We start from the raw sequence: 19,756 nt of genomic DNA on the forward strand, positions 1-19,756 counted from the left end.
CAACCATTTTTATTTATATAGAACTCAAAAATCTTTCATAAATATATGACTGTTTGTATCTTTCTTCATCGTAACCACCCAAATAAGAAGCACTATAAAAAGCAATAAACATAAACTAAATATATGCTCGTTCCCAAGCACTCTCATAATAACCGCTGAAAGAAACGGTCCAATTGTAGAACCTAAACCATATGTGATATTAAATAGAGCTGTCCCCGATGGCAACTCCCGTTCATTCAAACGTTGAATAGATAAAGCCCACGTTAATGGATATAAAGGCCCTATCGCAAACCCTGCAAGAAATGAAAATATTAATTTACTCACTAAATCATCGTAAACAAGAATTCCTAACACAACAAAAATTGCAATAAACAGACAAATCGCCAAACATTTTCCCCTTCCTATTTTGTCTGCGACATATGTGATTGGAATTGCACCAATAATACCTCCAACTACAAAAACACCTAATGCATATCCTATTTCAGAGAGGTTAAAGCTTTGGGATAACAAAAACATTGGATATAAAGTAATCAATGTCGTTTCAGAAAAACCATAAGTAAACGCTCCCAATAACGGTAATTTAATTCTTGACATCACCTTTTCTTCTGGATAAGCTGCTAGTAAAAAGAAACCCTTCAGCTTGCTATAGATGAGCAACGCTCCCATCCCTAAGGACATGCTACCAATTAGAAACGGCAACCATGCTTTATATTGATACATAATCGGCCCAAAAACTGAGCTAACAACCAATCCCATAGCAAAAGAGAATGTATACAATCCACTAACCGCTGCACGAATATCTTCTTTTGTTACTTTTTGCAAACCTGTTTGTATACCAACTAGATTGAAGCTAATCCCCATCCCCATAATGGACATCAATAGAAACCATAGAAACACACTTGTTACAAAAGGAAATAAAACTGATCCTACACTGGCACATAATAACCCTATCACTATCGTAAAGTGAATGTCTTTCCCTCGCATCTTACGGTCTAAATAAAGCGAACCAAGAGCAATGAATAGAAAAAAAGAAGAGGACACTGCTCCAACCCCTATATTCCCTATATGATGGTGTACCATATGTGTAGTAGCAAGGGGAGAAATCATCCCCATGGCTACACCTATAAACAAAGCTATCCCATAAATCAACCATTTTTTCTCATCGAAAAACCTACTATATTTCTCTCTCATTTTGAGTATTCCCCTTTTATTTCAAATAAGTTCCTCTCTCACACCGTATACTCATAAACTTAGAGATTATTTATTCAATATCGCTTTAAGCATCGGAATTTGTTCCGATCCAAACCAATACATATCTTGTTTCCCATAAACTCGAATGGATTCTCCCGTAATACAATCTGATTGTGCAGATGCTAAGAACTTTACTGTTTCAGCAACCTGTTCAGGCGGTATCGCTTTATTTTTAAATGCTTTCGGTGCCATATCTGTATTCACTAAAGATGGACAAACCGCATTCACCTGAATATTATATGGCTTCATTTCTTCCGCTAACGATTTCGTTAATCCTAGGACACCATGTTTCGAAGCTGCATATGCACTCATAAACGGATAACCAATAAAGGAGGAATCAGATCCTATATTAATGATTTTCCCGCATTTTTGTTCTATTAAATATGGGATAGTTGCTCTGCACATATGGTACGTTCCAAAAACATTGACCCGAATAATTTCTTTCCACTCTTCAGATGTAACATCTGTTACACTTCCTACTTTTGTAATACCAGCATTATTTACAACAATATCTATTTTTCCAAATTGCTTACTAACCGTCTTTACAATATGTTGAACATCATTCCATTCACCAATATCTCCCGGGATAACAAGCGGTTCTATACCCAGCTTCCGAATTTCACATGCTGTTTCATCAAGCTGATGCTCCGTTCGAGATACAATTGCAACACTTGCACCTTCCTGAGCCATTGAAATAGCAATAGCTCGCCCAATTCCTCTTCCACCACCTGTAACAATCGCCACTTTATCTGCTAATAACCTTATTTCCCCAGAAGAATTACTCATAACCATAGGTGTTTGGTTTACCTTCGTTCCCGTATCTATCGTTGCTAGCATCATATCTAGCTGTTTCATATATTCTTCACCAAGTTTTCGAATCGTAGAAGAATGATACAAATTTTTCGAATATTCAATACAAACTTGTAATTTTCCTTCCACAATAGAAAAGAAAAATTCAATCATAGATATTCTTTTTTGCCCCGGCATTGAAAAGCGACGATCCATATTCTCTTTAGAAAATTCGAACACTTTAAAATCTGGCATATCCCGGTTTCCTAAATAGTTTGCTCGGATTGGTGTCAATTTCGTATCCGGATACATATAGGAAGGTAAATAAGGCGCAACGAGGTCATAACTAATTCCTCCCATTGGAACTTCATTCATATTATTTTTTATATTGTGGACAACTTCTAACCAAGTATCCTCTTTATTAATAGTTATACTTAGCGGATAATTGATAGCAAAATTACCAGGTGTATCAAAAAATATTTGTTGGTTTTCAACGTTTCTACCATGTGTCCGGTGACTTACAACAACTTTTGATTGATTATACAAACTGCTAAGCATTTTATATAATGGTGCAAGCAACATAGAATAAACGTTACTTTTAAAATAATCTTTTGCTTTTCCTAATAAGATAGCTGTCGCTGATTTCTCTATCAAAAAACTTTCCATACAAGTCGATTGTTCATCGTTTGTCCCTAAATTCAAATCTGCCGGAATATAAAAGGAATGTTCATGCATTGGGAATTGTCCTTTCCAATACTCCACATACTCTACAAGGTTCTCTTTCTTTTTCTCTTCTACTAATAAAACAAATTCTTTGTATGACTTTACAGTAGGCAGTTTCACTTCTTCATTACTTGATAAAAGTTGCCCATAAATTTGCCACATTTCTTTAAACAACAATTGATTCGTAATCACATCAGAAATTAAATGATGGCCAACTACCGTTATATCGTATATAGATTTAGACACTTTCATAATAATGACTCGTAATAACGGCCATTCTCCGATCTCAAATGTTTGAATGACTTCATCAATCAAATTTTTGAGAGATCGCTCTCGTTCATTCTCATCCATTTGTGTTCCGTCATATGTTTCTGCACTTATCGATATACCTTGCGGAAGTATACGTTGAACCCATCCACCATTCTCTTTCGTCACGACGCTTCGTAAAGCATCGTGACGGTTTACCAATATATTGAGTGCTTTGTTAAAAGTAGTAATATCAATATCTTGTTTATATAAAAACCTCGTATACCCCGTCCAGCGATACGGATGTTCAAAATAGTTCATCAACCACTGTTGTGCGGGACTTAACGGTATAACGTCATCTTTAGTAACAATTGCTGTTTCCGTCACAACAGAACTTACATCTTGTCGCATCTCCTTTTTCTTTGTTTGTAAGATACTTAACATCACTTTTCGGTCGAGTTTCCCATTATGATTTTTAGGCAAGCTTGATAAAAATTCTATACGATGAGGAATCATATAATAAGGGAGTTTTTGACCGATAAATCGTTTTAACTCTTGCTCCTCTAAACAATTTCCCACCACACAAGCAATGAGTTGTTTATGTTCCTCTGGACTATCCAGCGTCACCACTCCAACTTCTTTTACACTCGAATGACTGTGGATTACCGCTTCTATCTCTCCTAACTCTACTCGAAACCCTCTAACTTTCACTTGGTTATCAATGCGTCCATGATATTCTAAATTCCCATCAGGTCGCATTTTCACTAGGTCTCCAGTACGATATAAATAATCACCAGGAATTTCCGAAAACAAATTCATTTTAAATGCTTCTTTTGTTTTTGATGGGTTATTTAAATATCCTTTTGCCAATTGTATCCCACCAATCCAAAGTTCACCAATTATGCCTTTTGGAACTTCTCTCATATCCTCATCTAATATTTTGACGTGTACATTATTTAAAGGCTTTCCAATTAAAATACTATTTTCACTACCGTCCAAAATCTGATTGCCCTCAATAATATGGTATGTCACATCTATTGACGCTTCCGTTGGCCCATATAGATTCGCTAAGCCTGTACTTTCCCCGTATGTTTGCAGCCATTTTTTAATAACGGAAGCTGGTAATGCTTCACCGCTGAAAATGAGCCAGCGTAAATTAGGGAAATGATATGCTTTATCTTCAATAGAATGGATAAATTCTCCAAATAATGATGGTACAAAATGCATAACACTAATTCGCGTTTCTATAATCCATCTTGCCAAACGCCATGGATTTCTTACAACATCTTTATGAACAGGGCAAACTGTCCCACCAAACATAAGCGGCCAAAATAATTCCCAAATCGAAACATCAAAGCAGCATGATGTTTTTTGCGCAACTCTTTCCCCTAACTTCAACTTAAATATATCTTGATGCCAATTTAACCGATTCATGTAGCCACGATGTTGTAATACGACCCCTTTCGGATGACCTGTAGATCCCGAAGTATATAAAACTGTCATTATATCATCCGGATGATTGATACGCTCAATTTCTTGATGAGAATAACTCATCCATGTTTCTTTCTCTATTTGTTGTAAAGACATTTGTACATCTGTTTCCCAAGGATCTATATAAACAACTATATCCATCAACGTCTGTTTCTGTAGCAATTGAGAGATTTGTGTTTTGAAAGCTTGCTCACTTAACAAGATCTCGACCTTTGCATGGTTTAAAATATAATGGATGCGATTTAACGGATAAGATGGATCAAGCGGTACATATGCAGCACCAGATTTTAAAATCCCTAACATTCCAATTAACATATATGGACCAGGATTCGTCATGATTCCAATTAAGTCTCCCCGCTTGACTCCTTTCTCTCTTAAACAATGGGCCAAACGGTTCGATAGATGATCAAGCTCAGAATACGTAACTTTCTCGTCACCATACTCAATAGCAATAGCTTGTGGTGTTTGTTTACATTGTTCCATAATATGAAAATATGGAACTTCTACACTTTCTACAAGCTGACGCCCCTTTTTTTCACTAATGATTGAAACCATTTCACGTATCGTTCTGCATCCAAATATCTTTTCTTGATCACAATTTCCAAATTCTTTCTCTATCCGAGTGATGACACGAATTCGTTGTAAAGAATCCATTCCAAACACCACATCTAAATCTTTATCCATATCTCCTAACAAAATAGGTCTTGCACATACTTCTTCGACAATGTTACAAACTGCCCCCTTCACCTCAGCATCTTCATTTATAATGATCGGTTGCCGTATATTTTGATGAATGGATTGCGCATATGCAACAAGATCCTTTATGTTATAAATAAAAGCATCTATATATTCTCTTATAAATGATTCATTAAAAAAATCACCGTCGTAATTAGAAGTAATCATAATTTTCCCATGGAATAATTCCATTACATTATCAATTGCCCTGTAATTTGTACATGTATAAGCCTCATAATCATATACTTCCAAACCGCCATAGTTTTTCTTGAGATTCGTATTTCCTATAAAAGAAAAGTAAAGATTTGATTTCAACGTTGAACGAACAAACTGAGCCACTGTATCAGATAACTTTCCGTCCTGCAATTGAATATATTCCTTCGCTTCTTTGGCAGCTTTATACGTTTGTGCTCGATCAATTCCCGATGTAACGTTTCGTTTCATTTCTGTATCTATTTTGTTGACAAATGTTTTCCAATCTGTATGTGTATAATCAAATGTCAATGCTAAATTTTGTGCAAATGCTCCTAGTACTCCCGTCGCATCAACATTCGGGTATACTTTTCCACTTGTAGGTATATTCAAAATCAAATTCTTATTTTCCACGTCATATTGCTTAACCGTTTTTATATACGCGCTCAGCAATAAGGTAAACAGCGATGTTTCTAGCAATTTTGCACAAGTCATTAAAGAAGTTGTTAACTCTTCATCTAACCAAAATTTTTGCGTTTTCGTTGTTACTCCAGCAAACGGTTTTGTCATTGCTTCTTTACCAACTTGATACGGATTGAAAAAGTATTGCTCTCTCCCTTGATGGTTCAAAAATTGTTCAAGACGTTTTTGCTCTATTTCATCTACCCACTCATTCATTTGCGATACGATACGATTGTATTCAGATGCCGAAATAGATTCTGTTAAGCCACTAGGCGTGTGATGCACTTTAGCGCTATATAATTCTAATAGTTCTCTTATTATTTGTTGGTTTCCTATTCCATCTGAGATTGTATGATTGATTGAGAGGACTATTTCATATTCTTCATCTCTTGTTCGAATCACTTCAACGAAATGTAATGGCCATTGAAAAATATTAATCTTTTTATTTAGTGAGGTTTCAAAATGATGTTTGATTGCTTTCTTTTGCATGTCAACAGCAAGATGTCTGAGGTCTAATACTGGGATTTCAGGAAGTTCGATTTCTTTCACAATGTTTAAACAGTACTCTTTAAAACTTTCTGCACCTTGTTGTACCTGAAATACAGATTGCAATATTGGATGACGCCCTACTAATTCCTGCCAAGCTTGCTTTAAAAGATTTGTATCCAAGCTTCCTTTGACCTTTACCCCTGAAGAAATGGTAATCGTTGAGACAGCAAAGTAAGATATTAAAAATGGGTATTGCGCATGTATCATTTCAAGTGTGTCCACCTTTTCCGAGTTAGTATACCCAGAATTATGATTCAAAGGAACAGAAGTTGATAACTCACCTTTCCATTTGGTAAAAATACATGCGATATCGCCAATTGTTTGTAAATTCATAAGGAATTGTACCGGATGTTTCTCTGTGAAATCTTGTAGTTGTCCTTGTGGAATCAATTTCATCAATTCATTCATTAACGTAATCATTTTAATAGAATCTATTCCTAAATCACTTTCAAGATATAAACCCACATCTAGGTCAGCAACATTGTGTCCTGTTACATTCGATATAACCGAGAAAATAGAAGCAATCGTTTGCTCATCATATATGTTCGGTTCATCTATTTTTTTATGTTTATCATCGCTATCATTTATTTCTATTACAGAACTTATACTGCTGGACAAACCATTCGTTGCATGCTGTTCTGCTTTCCACTTCACCATAATATCTATAATGTCATGAATGGTTTGTAACGACATTAGCACTTGAATTGGATTTTTAGACATAAAATCCTCTACTTGTTCTTGTGGAATCAACTTAATTAGCTCATTCATTAATGTAATCATTTTAATAGAATCTAATCCTAAATCGCTTTCAAGATACATATCGGTATCTAAATCTTCTACACGATGCCCTGTTACATTTGCTATTAATTTATAAACCGACATTTTATCTTTCTCACTCAATCGATATACAGTCATATAAAACTCCTCCAGTTCTTCTATTTATGAATCTTTTCATATCTATACGAGTTGAAACAAATGTAGCAAATATAATATTTATATCAAAGCAAAACAACGTGCATTTTTCTTCTATCTCCTCCTTTCAAAGCCTTAGAAAATCTATGGATTTTTCTAAACAAAACGTGAAATTTCTTCATTCTTCACAAATGACACCTTTTATCATTTTATATATTTATAACGTTATATAAAATTATCGATATATTCACAAAATTATATGAACAATGCTTGTACTTATCATTTCGCCTCTCCCTCACCAATCCCGATTTATACGAGTAATATCTCCTTCGTCTTAAAATTTATGAACTCTTTACAATCTTAAGACGAAGGGAGTCTTACTATGCGTACACATAGTACATACTATTTATCATTCTTAAACGGCCACCAGTTCGCCTCTCCAAATACTTTCACCATAACAGGAACAAATAACGGCAAAAACAATAATGCATATAACATTAAGCCAGTTAAAACAATCGTTGCAATCTGTAATAAAGATAGTACACCTGATGGAATCATCGCTGCAAATGTTCCACCTAAAATAATCGCTGCTGAAACAATTACGGTTCCCATCTTTTTCATCGCAAGTACAATTGCCTCTTCAGGTTTCATATCTCGATGTTCATTAAAACGAGACATAAGGAAGATACTATAATCCACTCCTAATGCAACTAATATAACAAATGAAAAAAATGGAACAACCCAGTTAATTCCGCTATAACCTAGAAGATGAACAAACACAACTTCCGAAACGGCCATAGACGTATAATACGTAATCACAAGTGATAAAATGAGATATAATGGCATAATAATCGAACGAAGTAAGATTAGAAGAATAAATCCAACTCCCGCTAACATAAGCAAGACTGTTCGATTATAATCTTCATTTGATATATTTCTAAGATCAGCTTGCGAACTCGATACGCCACCAATTCCTAATTTCGCATTCTCAAGGGGGGAGTCTTTTACAGCTCTCTTAACAGCTGATTCGATTTCTACAATTTGATTCATCGCATCTAATGAGTATGGATTGTATTTAAATATGACATCGAACGTTACAGTTTTTTTATCGGGTGACATATATGTTTCAAATACTTCTTGAAAATCGTTACTCTTTAACACTTCATTCGGTATAAACCATCCTGCCATCTGGTTATCTGGTGCTTGTGAAAGTGCCGTAAAATATTCCCCTGCATTTTGTATCCCGCCAGAAACTTGATTTAATCCATTTACCCCCTCTTTTAAACCAGAGGATAAATCTTGTAATTGCCCAGAGAAACTCGAAAAACCAGATTGGATCTGTTTCTGACCATCTTTTAATTTTTCAAGCCCTGTACTAAATTGTGGTAATTGTTGTATTATTTTTTTCTGGCCATCTGTCACTTGATTCATCCCACGTTCAAGCTCACCTAAACTAGAAATAACCTTTTCGAGTCCATTCGTAAGTTGCTGTTGTCCTTCCTTTACTTTTCCTAATGCCGCATTTGCCTCTTTCACTCCTGCTGTTGCTTTATTAAGTTCCTTATTTAAAACTTGCATGCCTGCTGTCAGTTGCCCAACACCTTTATTCGATTCTTGAATCATCTTTCTTGCGATTTGGAACTGTTGATCTTGAGATAGTTGTGAATATCTACTTTCAACCTCAGCAAATTTTTGATCCGCACCTTGTAACGTTCCTGAAAATTTACCAAACTGCGCTCCTACCTCTTCATACTTACTAGCGAGAATCGATAAGCCCTCCTCAACTCGTTTATAATTTTCATGCAACAGTTGGCTTCCTTCCAATAACTTCTCTACATTTTTCTTTATTTCAACAACCCCATTCTTTACATCACCGGTTCCTTTTACTCCTTTTGTCATTCCCTGTTCCAACAGATTTAAATTGGTACTTAATTCACCGATACCACCTTTTAATTTCTCTGTTCCATTAATAAGGTCTGTAACCCCGCTTGCTGCCTCTTCCACTTTCGGTTTCGAATTCAAAATAGATGTACTCGCATCCTTCAATCCACCAGCAACTTTTTGAATACCTTCATTTCCTTTTTGGAGCCCTTCATCTACTATCTTCACTTGATTTTTCACATATAATTCTGAAATTTCTTCCCCGACCGGTCGAGTCGCACTACGCAAATAATCTACCCCACTCACTTTACTCACTTCTCGACTTACCTTTTCAAACAACGGAAGATACTTTTCATTATCCATCGGTTCATCATTTTTTAGTACAATTGTCGAGGAAAGCACTTTCCCTGGGCTAAAGCTATCAGAGATTACTTGAAATCCTTTTACGGAATCGTACTTTTCACCAATTTCATCCATATCATTAAATGATAACTTTCCATCGTAGAAAAAAAGAAATGGCGCGATACAAACACTTAAAAATACAATCGTTAAAAATGGACGCTTTAAGGACACTCTGCCAAAAAATTCCCACATTTTACTTTCCTTATGTTCTAGAGAGCCTTTCTGTGGCCAAAATAATTTTTGATTTAATACCGCCATAAAGAACGGCACAATGGTAAACAAAGCGATTAATAAAATAGCTACCCCAACTGCGACAGCAAGAGCAGATTGATATAACTTAAATTGAGAAAAACCGATTGTTGCAAAACCAATCATAACCGCTATACCACTATATAAAACGGTCTTTCCAGCTGTTTTATATGTCTTTACAATAGCATCTGCTACATGATCTGAAGTTGTAAGTTCCTCTTTATAACGACTTAACAGTAAAATACAATAATCCGTTCCAATTCCGAATAAAACGACAACTAAAAAGATTTGCGTAAATGTCGATAAAGGAAAGTCAATCCAGTCAATTAAAAATGCAACAATCGATTGCGATCCTAAATAGCTTAAACCAACGGTAATAAGCGGAATAAATGGGGCAACGATTGAACGAAAGACAAGGATTAAAACAACAAGAATAAATATAACCGTAATCCCTTCTGTCTTCTTTAACCCTTCTTCAGAACTCTTCAATACGTCGTCAGTGATGACCCAAGCTCCTGTATAATAATACTTCACCTTCACCCCCTGTAAAGCTTTATCTAATCCCTTTTTCACAGCATCCACAGATAACCCCTTATCCCGAAACGAAAGGGACACTAATACAGTCTTCTCATCCTTGGATAGCATTTCACTTTTCAGCTTACTATTATCAAAATAATGTAATATTTTAGAGATCCCCAACTCTTCTTTTTTCTTTTCTATGTTCGCAACAGCCTTCCGCATACTATCTTCATCTTCACCCGTTATTTTCTTATTCTTATAAAAAACGAGTGCAATTTGATGGTTTTCATCTTTACTTTTTTGCAAAGACAAATCTGCTGCTGTCTTCGATAAAGAACCATCTGGAAGTTTGAACTGTCCTTTTTCTCGTACAAGATCCATCATATTAGGAGCAGTAGAAAGTAACACCGCGAGCGCAATGATCCATCCGATTAGGATGAACCATTTCCCTTTTATAATCGCTTGCACACTCTTCCCTCCATTCAAAAATTGTTTATTCACTACTACCTCGATTCATATTTGAAATGGGTCGTGTAAAAGCATGATTACCGTGAGATGACAACTTCTGAAACAGGACGACGCGGACTCGGTAATCCTTGTAACGTCGGATAACCTAAACGAAATTGAATCACACTTTGCCAATTTGGGTCATTTATAATCCCATTTAATTTCTTACCGATTTTAGTTTCTATCCCTAAAGAAATTTCCCTATCACGGCGCTCTGACAATTGATTTAATACTTGCAACGCAAGACCTTTTGCCGTACCAAAAAGGTGGATTCTTTGCCATAATTGTCCCGCTTTAATTACTTGCTCATAATTGTTCAAATCGCGCACTGCAATAAAGCCAAAAGCTGCTGCTGTAGGAAGCTGTTTCTCCTTCACTGTTTTTAACCAAAATGCATTATTCTGTTCTACTGAAAGAGGAGGCAACATTTTGGCAACTACCCTCATAAATGGAGATAATCCTTGTGCATCTAAAGTGATACCATCTTTATGTGCTTCAATCGCATCCCAAGTTTGTCTCATCCACTTCGCATCATCATTTACTTGATCTTGATCTGCAATAAAAGCTTCTGTAGCCTCAAACATCGCTTCACTAATCATTTTCTTATCTGACGACAAATCAAATAAAAATAGTTTCACTTCTTCTTTTTCCTCGTTTAATTTGTGTAAAGATTGTAGCATATGTTTCGATACAGTTCGCTCCGTGTCATACGGAGCCCGATTCATATGCCTTTTCGGAATGGCATCATATAGTTCTGAACGAACAGTTTTTCCTTCTGAAAGATTGACCTTTGCTATATGATTTTTCTGTGAGGAATCAGGGAAATATTCAATTTCAGAAGAATACCCTTTGGCTGCGGCAGCGATAACTAAATTTTCAAGAGAACATCCTAAACTAGCATGCATTTCTCTCAAAAATGGATCGGCTGTACCGATATTTCTAGCTTTATCCGCAAAAATATGAATATATGTATCTCCAATATCAAAGCACCATGGCTGTGTATTATGTGAATTTGCAGCTAACGTTGCCGCACGCACAATTTCTTCCATCCCTTGAGCACTTGTATTCCAAGCTGAATAAGCGAGGCCTTCCCCCGAATTAAAAACCCCTGCATCAATTGCTCTCCAAAACCCACCAGCTGCTAAAAGCCCTCCTACGACAGCAGATCCCTTTAAAAAATTCCGTCTGCTAACCAACTTTATCGCCTCCATTTCATCACCTCAATCGTTATGATTTGCAATGGATTGTTCAAGAAAATAAAACATCTCCGCAATAAACTCCTTCGCTTCGACCCCATGTTCAAGCAGATAACTTTCCTTACTTAAGGCTAAATTGGACATCCCAATAATATTCGCATAGAGAACAAACGCTGTTTTCGTCACATCAATATCCGCTCGAACACTGGAATCCTTGATACCTTCTTGAAGAAGATTTACTAAATAATGAAATGTTTTTTCACCCTCTAAATCGCTCATAACTTTAAATTCATCATCCGCAGGTAACTCACTCATCGCTCCGTTATACAACACAATCATCTCAAAGTACTTCGGATGAAGTTGGATAAAACGCACATATGCCTTTCCTAATAACTTAAGCTTCATAATTCCATTTAAATCTTCCCGTTCATCTAAAGTATCACTAACAATTCTATTTAAAGCTTGATACGCTCTATAAATGATTCCATGAAGCAATTGCTCCTTACTTTGAAAATACGAATATAGAGTTCTTTTACTGTACTCCGCTACGTTTGCAATTTCATCCATCGTTGCACCTTCATAGCCTTTGGCAAAAAAAACCGCCTCTGCCGCTTTCAGAATATCCTCCCTACGAATCTTTTTTTCCCTCTCTTTTCTTTCTATAATTCCCATGTATCCTCCTTACGTAAAACTTTAAGTTATTTAAAGTACACTATTAGTTTATTTACCAAAATCATACAAAAATACAAATTATTTTTCAAGTATTTTCCATAATAATTGCATATTTTTAACTTTTAAGCATTTAAATTGTATTCTAATTACATTTAGATCGTAAAATATATACAAAATATTTATCCTTTTAAAATAACTTTATTATTTTAGATTTATTGAAATATGTGTTAGGAAAACTTTTGCATTTATGGTAGAGTAGAAAACTTGAACAAATTTCTTTAGGCTATCCAAAACATCAGTGAAACCTATTTTTTGGGGACACAACCCTTCATGGTAGTTCTCTACATGAGTTACAAAATCGACATTCTTTTCTTGACCATTCTCGGCTTAAGTGATGTAGGTTCTGTAATCAAACCGAAAGATTATGATAAAGTCGATGCTGATGATTATGTGATGCATGAGGATGGAGAAAAAACTTATTTTCTTATCAAATCAAAATCAGATGAATATTGCTTTACAAACAAAGGATGAATTCATTTAGATAGGACGAATGCTACAAGTAAAAAGCGTACGTTAAAACGATTTAGTTACAGCAAATATCCAATTAAAAACGTAATGCTTGAAACTGCTGGTACAATCGATTTAGATGTAGAAATTAAATTTCATATGGGGGATGAATATTACTCCATTGATGTTCATAAAAAACATATTTATTAATTAAAATGTTCATATAAAACATTTCTCAAAATGACGTTACCTTACAATACGCTCATAACGGTTTAAATATGGCTTCTCATACGTTTAGTCGTATTACAAACGCACAATTAAATTTAGCAGAACAATTTAAAAAAAATAAATCAAATTGCATTCAATTGGCTTGTCGATACAAAAAAAACAATACAACATAAAAGACTATGGCTTTATCTTTGAAAAATTTATCAATAATTAATCTACAAACAAAAAACCTTGTTATCAATGATAACAAGGTTTTTTATAGCGTCCCAGGAGAGATTCGAACTCCCGACCGACGGCTTAGAAGGCCGTTGCTCTATCCAGCTGAGCTACTGGGACATGGAGCGGGTGAAGAGAATCGAACTCTCGACCAGAGCTTGGAAGGCTCTTGTTTTACCACTAAACTACACCCGCATATTTTATTTTTTTGCTGACGTCTTATCGACAATGTTTATTATATTTGTACGTAAAGATAAAGTCAATACTTTTTTTCAAAGAGGATAAGAATTTTTTATCCTCTTTGAAACGTTACTTGTTCAACAACTTGTCCTTCTAAAGTTTTAAACTGAACTTCTATCTCTTGTTCATTTATTTGCAGCAACGCAAATGTTTTTTCTTTACGAGTCCGCGGCAGTAAAATGCTACCCGGATTAATAAATAACATATCCTTATAAATTTCTGCCCCTAAAACGTGCGAATGTCCAAAGCAAATAACGTTAGCTGCTACTTCTTCTGCATAGTAGGCCAATGTTTGTAATGTCATTTTCACATTATGACGATGACCATGCACAATTAAAAAGCGAACGCCTTTCACATCCATAACAATCTCATTCTCAAAATCATTATGAAAATCGCAATTTCCTTTTACAATTTGAAATCCTTGAATATCTTGATGCTCTGAAGTTAATTCAGAGTCACCGCAATGAATCATCACATCAACTTTTCCTTCATACATTTCTTTTAGTTGCTGTAATTCTTTTACTGAACCATGACTATCACTTACAATTAAAGCCTTCATCAGTCTCTCTCCCTTACTCCTCTAAAAACCATTCCGGGATTTTTTCTTCTAGCTTGCGAAGTGCACGTCCGCGATGACTAATGGTGTTTTTCTCATCTGAATTGAGCTCAGCCATCGCCTTTTTATATTCCTCTACATAAAAAATGGGATCGTATCCGAAGCCATTGTGACCACGGCGCTGTTCTAAAATTTTCCCTTCGCACGTTCCATTTACAATGACCGGTTCTTTATCGTCTTCAGGGAAAGCAACCGCTAATGCACAGTAAAAACGTGCTGTGCGCTTTTCAAGCGAAACGCCTTCTAATTCGCTTAATACTTTATCAATATTCGCTTGATCATCTTTTGGTTCACCTGCATAGCGTGCAGAGCGTACGCCAGGCTTTCCATGTAAAGCATCCACAATTAAACCGGAATCATCCGCAATGACAATTGAGTTTAATTGCTTACAAAGACTATCCGCTTTTAAAATTGCATTTTCTTCAAACGTTTCACCAGTTTCCTCTACTTCTTCAATATGAGGGAAATCATGAAGAGATTTTACTTCTAAATCAAATCTCTCAAATAGCTCAGCAAATTCGCGCACTTTCCCCATATTTTTCGTTGCAATTACAACCTGTTTCATACTTCCACCCCTATTCAATATGAGATACGATATCACCTAATGCTTCTTTTTGTTTCTCAATAAGCTGTAAAATTCCATGTTCTGCAGCATCAAGTAATTCATTTAATTGAGCGCGGCTAAATGTCGCTTCTTCGCCAGTCCCTTGCACTTCAACAAAATGTCCTTTTCCTGTCATAATTACATTCATATCAACATCTGCTTTCGAATCTTCTGCGTAATTCAAATCCAGAACAACGCCTTGTTCTTCCAAAATTCCAACTGATGTCGCAGCTAAATAATCTTTCACTGGAATTTTCGTCACTTTTTCTGCTTGTAATAACTTTTCAAATGCCAATACCATTGCGACATATGCGCCCGTAATTGATGCTGTTCGCGTTCCACCATCTGCTTGAATCACATCACAATCAATCCACACTGTTCTTTCTCCAAGCACTTCTAAATCAACAACCGCTCGCAGCGCGCGTCCAATAAGACGTTGAATTTCCATTGTACGGCCTGTTACTTTCCCTTTACTAGACTCACGAATGGTACGCTGTTCCGTTGCACGTGGAATCATCGCATATTCCGCTGTTACCCAGCCTTTTCCTTCACCGCGCATAAATGGAGGTACTCGTTCTTCAACCGTCGCCGAACAAATCACCTTCGTATCTCCAACTTCAATTAACACAGAACCTTCTGGATGTTTTAAATAATTTGTATGAATATGTACATGGCGTAATTCTCTTACTTCTCTACCATCTACTCGCATAAAATAACCCCCTCATAACTACTATTTGTTAGTATAGCCAAATTTAAATGTAGGATATGTATAACAATAGAAGAAGGGGAATTCAAAAAAGACATTCCCCTTTCTTACATAAGTATATCAAATTATTGATGATTAAAAACTACCAGTATTCACGTTTTGTGGTCGTTGAACAGGTTTTATTAATTTTTCTCCTTCTTCATTCATAAGATTGGCTTTCCCATTTACTTCAACAGATACATTCTTTACCCCTTGCTTTTCCGTTAAAGATAAAACGAGAGACTGCAACACATAGTTCGAAATCATATTTTTATCTTTATTTGCATATATATTTTCGTTAAAGTTTAACGTCACCTTTCCATCTTGTATTTTCGGTTCACTAACGAGTTTTACCCCAGGATTAAAGTCATTTAACAAGGAAGAATGCGATGGTCCTTTCACAAGTTCATTGATTATCGTTTCCACTTCATTTTCTTTCTCTTCCGCAACGCGGCGCGTTACTGGTACATAGTACTGCCTTTTATTATTTTGCGCCATAAAATAAAGTGTCACAGGCTTTGTATTCGTTACATCTGTTATTTGTTCATCATCAAAATTAATACCGTCAGCACGGCTCACACTCTCACCAAGCGGGGTTCCTCCAACAGGCATCTTTGTTAATTTCTCTCCGTTCATTTGAAACTTCACCTGTTTAATATCTTTAAATTGCGTCAACGTCCATGCAACGGATTCAACGATTTGACGTTCTTCTTCTTTTTTATAGTTTTGCATTTCCTTTGAAAAATCAATAACCGCTGTCCCATCTTTTTTCAAATCAACTGTCATAGTTGTGTCTGCTGGTAAAACTGCTCGAAATCCATTTGGTAATATATTTTCTACTGGACCATCCTTCACAAGATATTCTAACGTTTGTTTCACAACTTCACTTTGTTTTGGAATAGGCAACGCTAAAGTTTGTGGTACGACATAACCATTTTTATCAACAAGGTACAATTCTCTTTGTATAGTTTGTCCTTGCTTTTCTTTCATTGTTACTTCTTTCTTTCCTCCGTCTGTGTAGGAAACTTTCTTTGGCGGATCAATCTGTTCTATTTCGTTCTCCTTATTTAGCAAACCACACCCAGATAACAATGCTGTGCTTACCGTAACACAAGCAAGCCATTTGAAAGTGGATTTTGGCATACTAATTCCCCCTAAAATCTAAGTTTGTACTATATGTATACAAGCCTGTTATCTTTTAGAACACGCAATCACAACTTCTCTTATCATTATCGATCCAATATAAAAACTCCTGAACAAAATCAGGAGTTTTTATACGAACCTATTTATTATTTTGTTTCCAACTCAATATGTTTCACATTCTCAATCGGTTGTCCAAACCATTTAGATGCAATCTCTTTAAATAAATCTATTTTACCTGTCGTTAAAAATAGGTGGTCACTTTGTTCTTCACCCTCATTTAACATCTTACTATGATATAAAATGGTACTCACTTCACGCGCTGTTTCGTCTCCGGAACTAATTAACTGTACTTTCTCACCCATTACCCGCTTAATAACCGGACCTAAAATTGGATAATGTGTACATCCTAAAATTAATGTATCAATTTCAGTATGCTTTAATGGTTGTAATGTTTCTCTTACAACCTCATATGCCATTTCACTTTCAAAATTCCCGCTTTCTACAAGTTCGACAAACGGCGGGCAAGCTAAACTCTCTACCATCACCCGATTATTAATAGATTTTAATGCGTCTTCATACGCACCGCTTTTTACCGTTCCAATCGTGCCGATCACCCCAACATGGCACGTATTCGTCACTTTTAAAGCTGTACGTGATCCCGGATGAATTACACCAACAACTGGAATTGGTAATTGTTTTTGCATTTCTTCCAGCACAACTGCTGTAGCTGTATTACATGCAATCACTAACATTTTAATATTTAATGCTAGCAAATATTCCGTCATTTCCCATGTAAATTGACGCACTTCCTCACGCGAGCGCGGGCCATACGGACATCTCGCTGTGTCTCCTAAATATATAATACGCTCTTTCGGCAGCTGACGAATTAACTCCTTCGCTACTGTTAATCCACCAACTCCTGAATCAATGACACCAATCGCTCTATTCAACATAATCACCTATTTCTTATTCATCATCTGTTTCTCTATTTATATATTCTATATACTTTACGATTTCATTTCACAAAGTACCTCTGTTCACAATTTTTCATATGTACCTGTATAGACCAGGACCTTTTTTATTTTGCTCCTTTTTTTCGCAATTTGCAAGACAGAAAAAATAGCCGACCTTTAAAAAAGATCGGCTTCACCTATTACAACTCGAGTTCTCCCATACGAAGAAGCTCAACAACCGCTTGCGAGCGTCCTTTAACCCCTAGCTTTTGCATTGCATTTGATATATGGTTGCGTACGGTCTTTTCACTAATAAATAGTTCACTTGCAATTTCTTTTGTTGTTTTATCTTGAACTAATAATTCAAATACTTCTCTCTCTCTCTTTGTGAGTAACGGTTTAGATTGATACGCTTTATCCTTCAACTGGTATAACCCTCCTTGCTTAAGCCAGAGCTGTACATGTGTAAGTTGGGTGTTTTATTTAGTCAAGATATTGTATGAACAAAGCGCACGAGTGGTGAATGAAAATAGGCTACATTTTGTGTGCGAATACACATTTGTATGCAATTTATATTCTTCATGTAACACTATCAGTTCTCAATGCAACTTTTACATCTTTCTGATCTAACAATGGGATTGGAATGACATACCTATAAATAGGAACTGTCAATGTAACATCCCTTCCAGTCGTATAATCAACTGAAAACGAAAACAATTTTACTTCATTTAGTATGAGATACATATATATCGCGTTTTTATTTCATATAATTGAATTGTCCCTCTATATTATATACAATAAAAGTACATAGAATCACCGATATATAAAAATAGGTGATTCACATACGAAAGGAGAGGAGCGTATAGTGGCAAAACAGTTACGTAAGTCTGAAACTGATAAAATGCTATTCGGTGTATGTGGGGGCTTAGGTGGATATTTTGATATAAGCTCTAGTATGATTCGTATCCTCTGGGTTATTGCGTTCTTATGCTTTGGAACAGGATTTTTAGCTTATCTTATCTGCTTATTACTCATGCCACGCTCTTATTAGCACCGATATTCGGTGTTAATTCCTATCATTTAACAGATACGCCAGTTAACCCGGCTCATAATATTGCATCAGCTTTATTCGCTGGTGGAGAGGCTGTATCTCAATTATGAGTGTTTATTGTTACCCTAATTATTAGTGGTATCGTTGCTGTTATTGTTGGGAGATTTGTATTAAATACTGAAAATAATATGATAAATAAACAAGCGAGCCTTATGTAGAAAGGCTCGCTTGTTTATTTTTGTATTTTCGATTGTAAGCTTGTCACAAGCTGCTGTACTGTTACATTCGCAAGTACATGCTCCATTGCTTCTTGTGCTTGTATTAAAATAATTTCTAATACCGATTGAATATTCGCTCCGACTGGACATTCGACATTTGGATTTTCATGGAAGGAAAATAAATGTCCTTCTTCTACTACTTCCACCGCTTTATATACATCAAGTAATGTAATTTCATCTAAATCACGAGCAAGTGATGTACCACCTTTTCCAGCTTGAACATCAACAAGACCTGCTCTTTTCAACATTCCTGTAATTCGGCGAATCACAACTGGATTTGTATTTACACTACCAGCAATCCATTCAGAGGTACAGCGAGAGTTTCGATCGATCGCAAGTAACGTTAACATATGAACACCTACTGTAAAACGGCTACTAATTCCCATCTGCACACCCTCC

13 protein-coding genes, 2 tRNA genes and 2 pseudogenes are annotated in these 19,756 nt (G+C 35.9%); 3 read left to right on the forward strand and 14 right to left on the reverse strand.

All coding sequences use genetic code 11. The features are described from left to right. Positions 1-24 precede the first annotated feature (24 nt). The 5 genes from MR056_RS07740 to MR056_RS07760 all read right to left on the reverse strand — a co-directional run bounded on the left by MR056_RS07740 (position 25) and on the right by MR056_RS07760 (position 12,776). A complete protein-coding gene (locus tag MR056_RS07740; RefSeq protein ID WP_012095653.1) occupies positions 25-1,191 on the reverse strand; it encodes an MFS transporter in 1,167 nt (388 codons plus the stop codon). Positions 1,192-1,257: 66 nt separating this feature from the next. Further along, positions 1,258-7,353: a non-ribosomal peptide synthetase gene (locus MR056_RS07745; RefSeq protein WP_210351369.1), complete on the reverse strand. Its 6,096-nt coding sequence runs from the start codon at positions 7,351-7,353 to the stop codon at positions 1,258-1,260. A gap of 399 nt (positions 7,354-7,752) precedes the next feature. After that, positions 7,753-10,869 (reverse strand): MMPL family transporter, encoded by a 3,117-nt coding sequence (locus MR056_RS07750; RefSeq protein ID WP_048724130.1) that lies wholly within the window; start codon positions 10,867-10,869, stop codon positions 7,753-7,755. Positions 10,870-10,946: 77 nt separating this feature from the next. Continuing rightward, complete coding sequence (locus tag MR056_RS07755; protein ID WP_087099259.1) at positions 10,947-12,119, reverse strand: Acg family FMN-binding oxidoreductase; 1,173 nt, start codon at positions 12,117-12,119, stop codon at positions 10,947-10,949. 9 nt (positions 12,120-12,128) lie between these two features. Further along, positions 12,129-12,776: a TetR/AcrR family transcriptional regulator gene (locus MR056_RS07760; RefSeq protein WP_012095660.1), complete on the reverse strand. Its 648-nt coding sequence runs from the start codon at positions 12,774-12,776 to the stop codon at positions 12,129-12,131. A gap of 345 nt (positions 12,777-13,121) precedes the next feature. Here MR056_RS07760 and MR056_RS07765 point away from each other — a divergent pair. Then, positions 13,122-13,725, forward strand: a pseudogene (locus MR056_RS07765) (PH domain-containing protein). Between the two features lie 48 nt (positions 13,726-13,773). Here the strand turns inward: MR056_RS07765 and MR056_RS07770 are convergent. The 8 genes from MR056_RS07770 to gerE form a co-directional block, all read right to left on the reverse strand. Then, positions 13,774-13,847, reverse strand: a tRNA-Arg gene (locus tag MR056_RS07770). Between the two features lies 1 nt (position 13,848). Then, positions 13,849-13,922 (reverse strand) — tRNA-Gly (locus tag MR056_RS07775). 97 nt (positions 13,923-14,019) lie between these two features. Further along, the gene (locus MR056_RS07780) at positions 14,020-14,526 is read right to left on the reverse strand and encodes a metallophosphoesterase family protein (RefSeq protein ID WP_012095661.1); all 507 of its coding nucleotides are present in this window, start codon (positions 14,524-14,526) and stop codon (positions 14,020-14,022) included. Positions 14,527-14,539: 13 nt separating this feature from the next. Next, entirely contained in the window at positions 14,540-15,148 is a 609-nt protein-coding gene (locus tag MR056_RS07785; protein ID WP_012095662.1) for an XTP/dITP diphosphatase, read from the reverse strand. Between the two features lie 10 nt (positions 15,149-15,158). Continuing rightward, the gene (gene rph / locus MR056_RS07790; protein WP_012095663.1) at positions 15,159-15,896 is read right to left on the reverse strand and encodes a ribonuclease PH; all 738 of its coding nucleotides are present in this window, start codon (positions 15,894-15,896) and stop codon (positions 15,159-15,161) included. 132 nt (positions 15,897-16,028) lie between these two features. Further along, positions 16,029-17,075, reverse strand: coding sequence for a GerMN domain-containing protein (locus MR056_RS07795; protein ID WP_012095664.1), 1,047 nt, complete (start codon positions 17,073-17,075; stop codon positions 16,029-16,031). A 146-nt stretch (positions 17,076-17,221) separates the two neighbouring features. Beyond that, positions 17,222-18,028, reverse strand: a complete 807-nt coding sequence (gene racE / locus MR056_RS07800) for a glutamate racemase (RefSeq protein ID WP_219339312.1) — start codon at positions 18,026-18,028, stop codon at positions 17,222-17,224. A 200-nt stretch (positions 18,029-18,228) separates the two neighbouring features. Further along, on the reverse strand, positions 18,229-18,453 hold the full coding sequence (gene gerE / locus MR056_RS07805) for a spore germination transcription factor GerE (protein ID WP_012095666.1): 225 nt from the start codon (positions 18,451-18,453) through the stop codon (positions 18,229-18,231). Positions 18,454-18,893: 440 nt separating this feature from the next. On the opposite strand from gerE, the gene MR056_RS07810 reads away from it, so the two are divergent. After that, a complete protein-coding gene (locus tag MR056_RS07810) occupies positions 18,894-19,079 on the forward strand; it encodes a PspC domain-containing protein (protein ID WP_242136539.1) in 186 nt (61 codons plus the stop codon). After that, positions 19,052-19,297: pseudogene (locus MR056_RS07815) on the forward strand (hypothetical protein); the annotation flags it as partial. The gene MR056_RS07810 and the pseudogene MR056_RS07815, both read left to right, overlap by 28 nt. A gap of 14 nt (positions 19,298-19,311) precedes the next feature. Here MR056_RS07815 and MR056_RS07820 read toward each other — a convergent pair. Continuing rightward, positions 19,312-19,743 (reverse strand): Rrf2 family transcriptional regulator, encoded by a 432-nt coding sequence (locus MR056_RS07820; RefSeq protein ID WP_012095668.1) that lies wholly within the window; start codon positions 19,741-19,743, stop codon positions 19,312-19,314. Positions 19,744-19,756: the final 13 nt, after the last annotated feature.

It is taken from the genome of Bacillus cereus group sp. BfR-BA-01360 (assembly GCF_022663595.1).
GTDB classification, from domain to species: Bacteria; Bacillota; Bacilli; order Bacillales; family Bacillaceae_G; genus Bacillus_A; species Bacillus_A cytotoxicus.

What these genes read in the sequence shown, in the direction of transcription:
- MR056_RS07740 (WP_012095653.1), bottom strand. Translation starts at nt 1,191, where the DNA reads ATGAGAGAGAAATATAGTAGGTTTTTCGATGAGAAAAAATGGTTGATT.
- MR056_RS07745 (WP_210351369.1), bottom strand. Translation starts at nt 7,353, where the DNA reads ATGACTGTATATCGATTGAGTGAGAAAGATAAAATGTCGGTTTATAAA.
- MR056_RS07755 (WP_087099259.1), bottom strand. Translation starts at nt 12,119, where the DNA reads ATGGAGGCGATAAAGTTGGTTAGCAGACGGAATTTTTTAAAGGGATCT.
- MR056_RS07760 (WP_012095660.1), bottom strand. Translation starts at nt 12,776, where the DNA reads ATGGGAATTATAGAAAGAAAAGAGAGGGAAAAAAAGATTCGTAGGGAG.
- MR056_RS07780 (WP_012095661.1), bottom strand. Translation starts at nt 14,526, where the DNA reads ATGAAGGCTTTAATTGTAAGTGATAGTCATGGTTCAGTAAAAGAATTA.
- MR056_RS07785 (WP_012095662.1), bottom strand. Translation starts at nt 15,148, where the DNA reads ATGAAACAGGTTGTAATTGCAACGAAAAATATGGGGAAAGTGCGCGAA.
- rph (WP_012095663.1), bottom strand. Translation starts at nt 15,896, where the DNA reads ATGCGAGTAGATGGTAGAGAAGTAAGAGAATTACGCCATGTACATATT.
- MR056_RS07795 (WP_012095664.1), bottom strand. Translation starts at nt 17,075, where the DNA reads ATGCCAAAATCCACTTTCAAATGGCTTGCTTGTGTTACGGTAAGCACA.
- racE (WP_219339312.1), bottom strand. Translation starts at nt 18,028, where the DNA reads ATGTTGAATAGAGCGATTGGTGTCATTGATTCAGGAGTTGGTGGATTA.
- MR056_RS07820 (WP_012095668.1), bottom strand. Translation starts at nt 19,743, where the DNA reads ATGGGAATTAGTAGCCGTTTTACAGTAGGTGTTCATATGTTAACGTTA.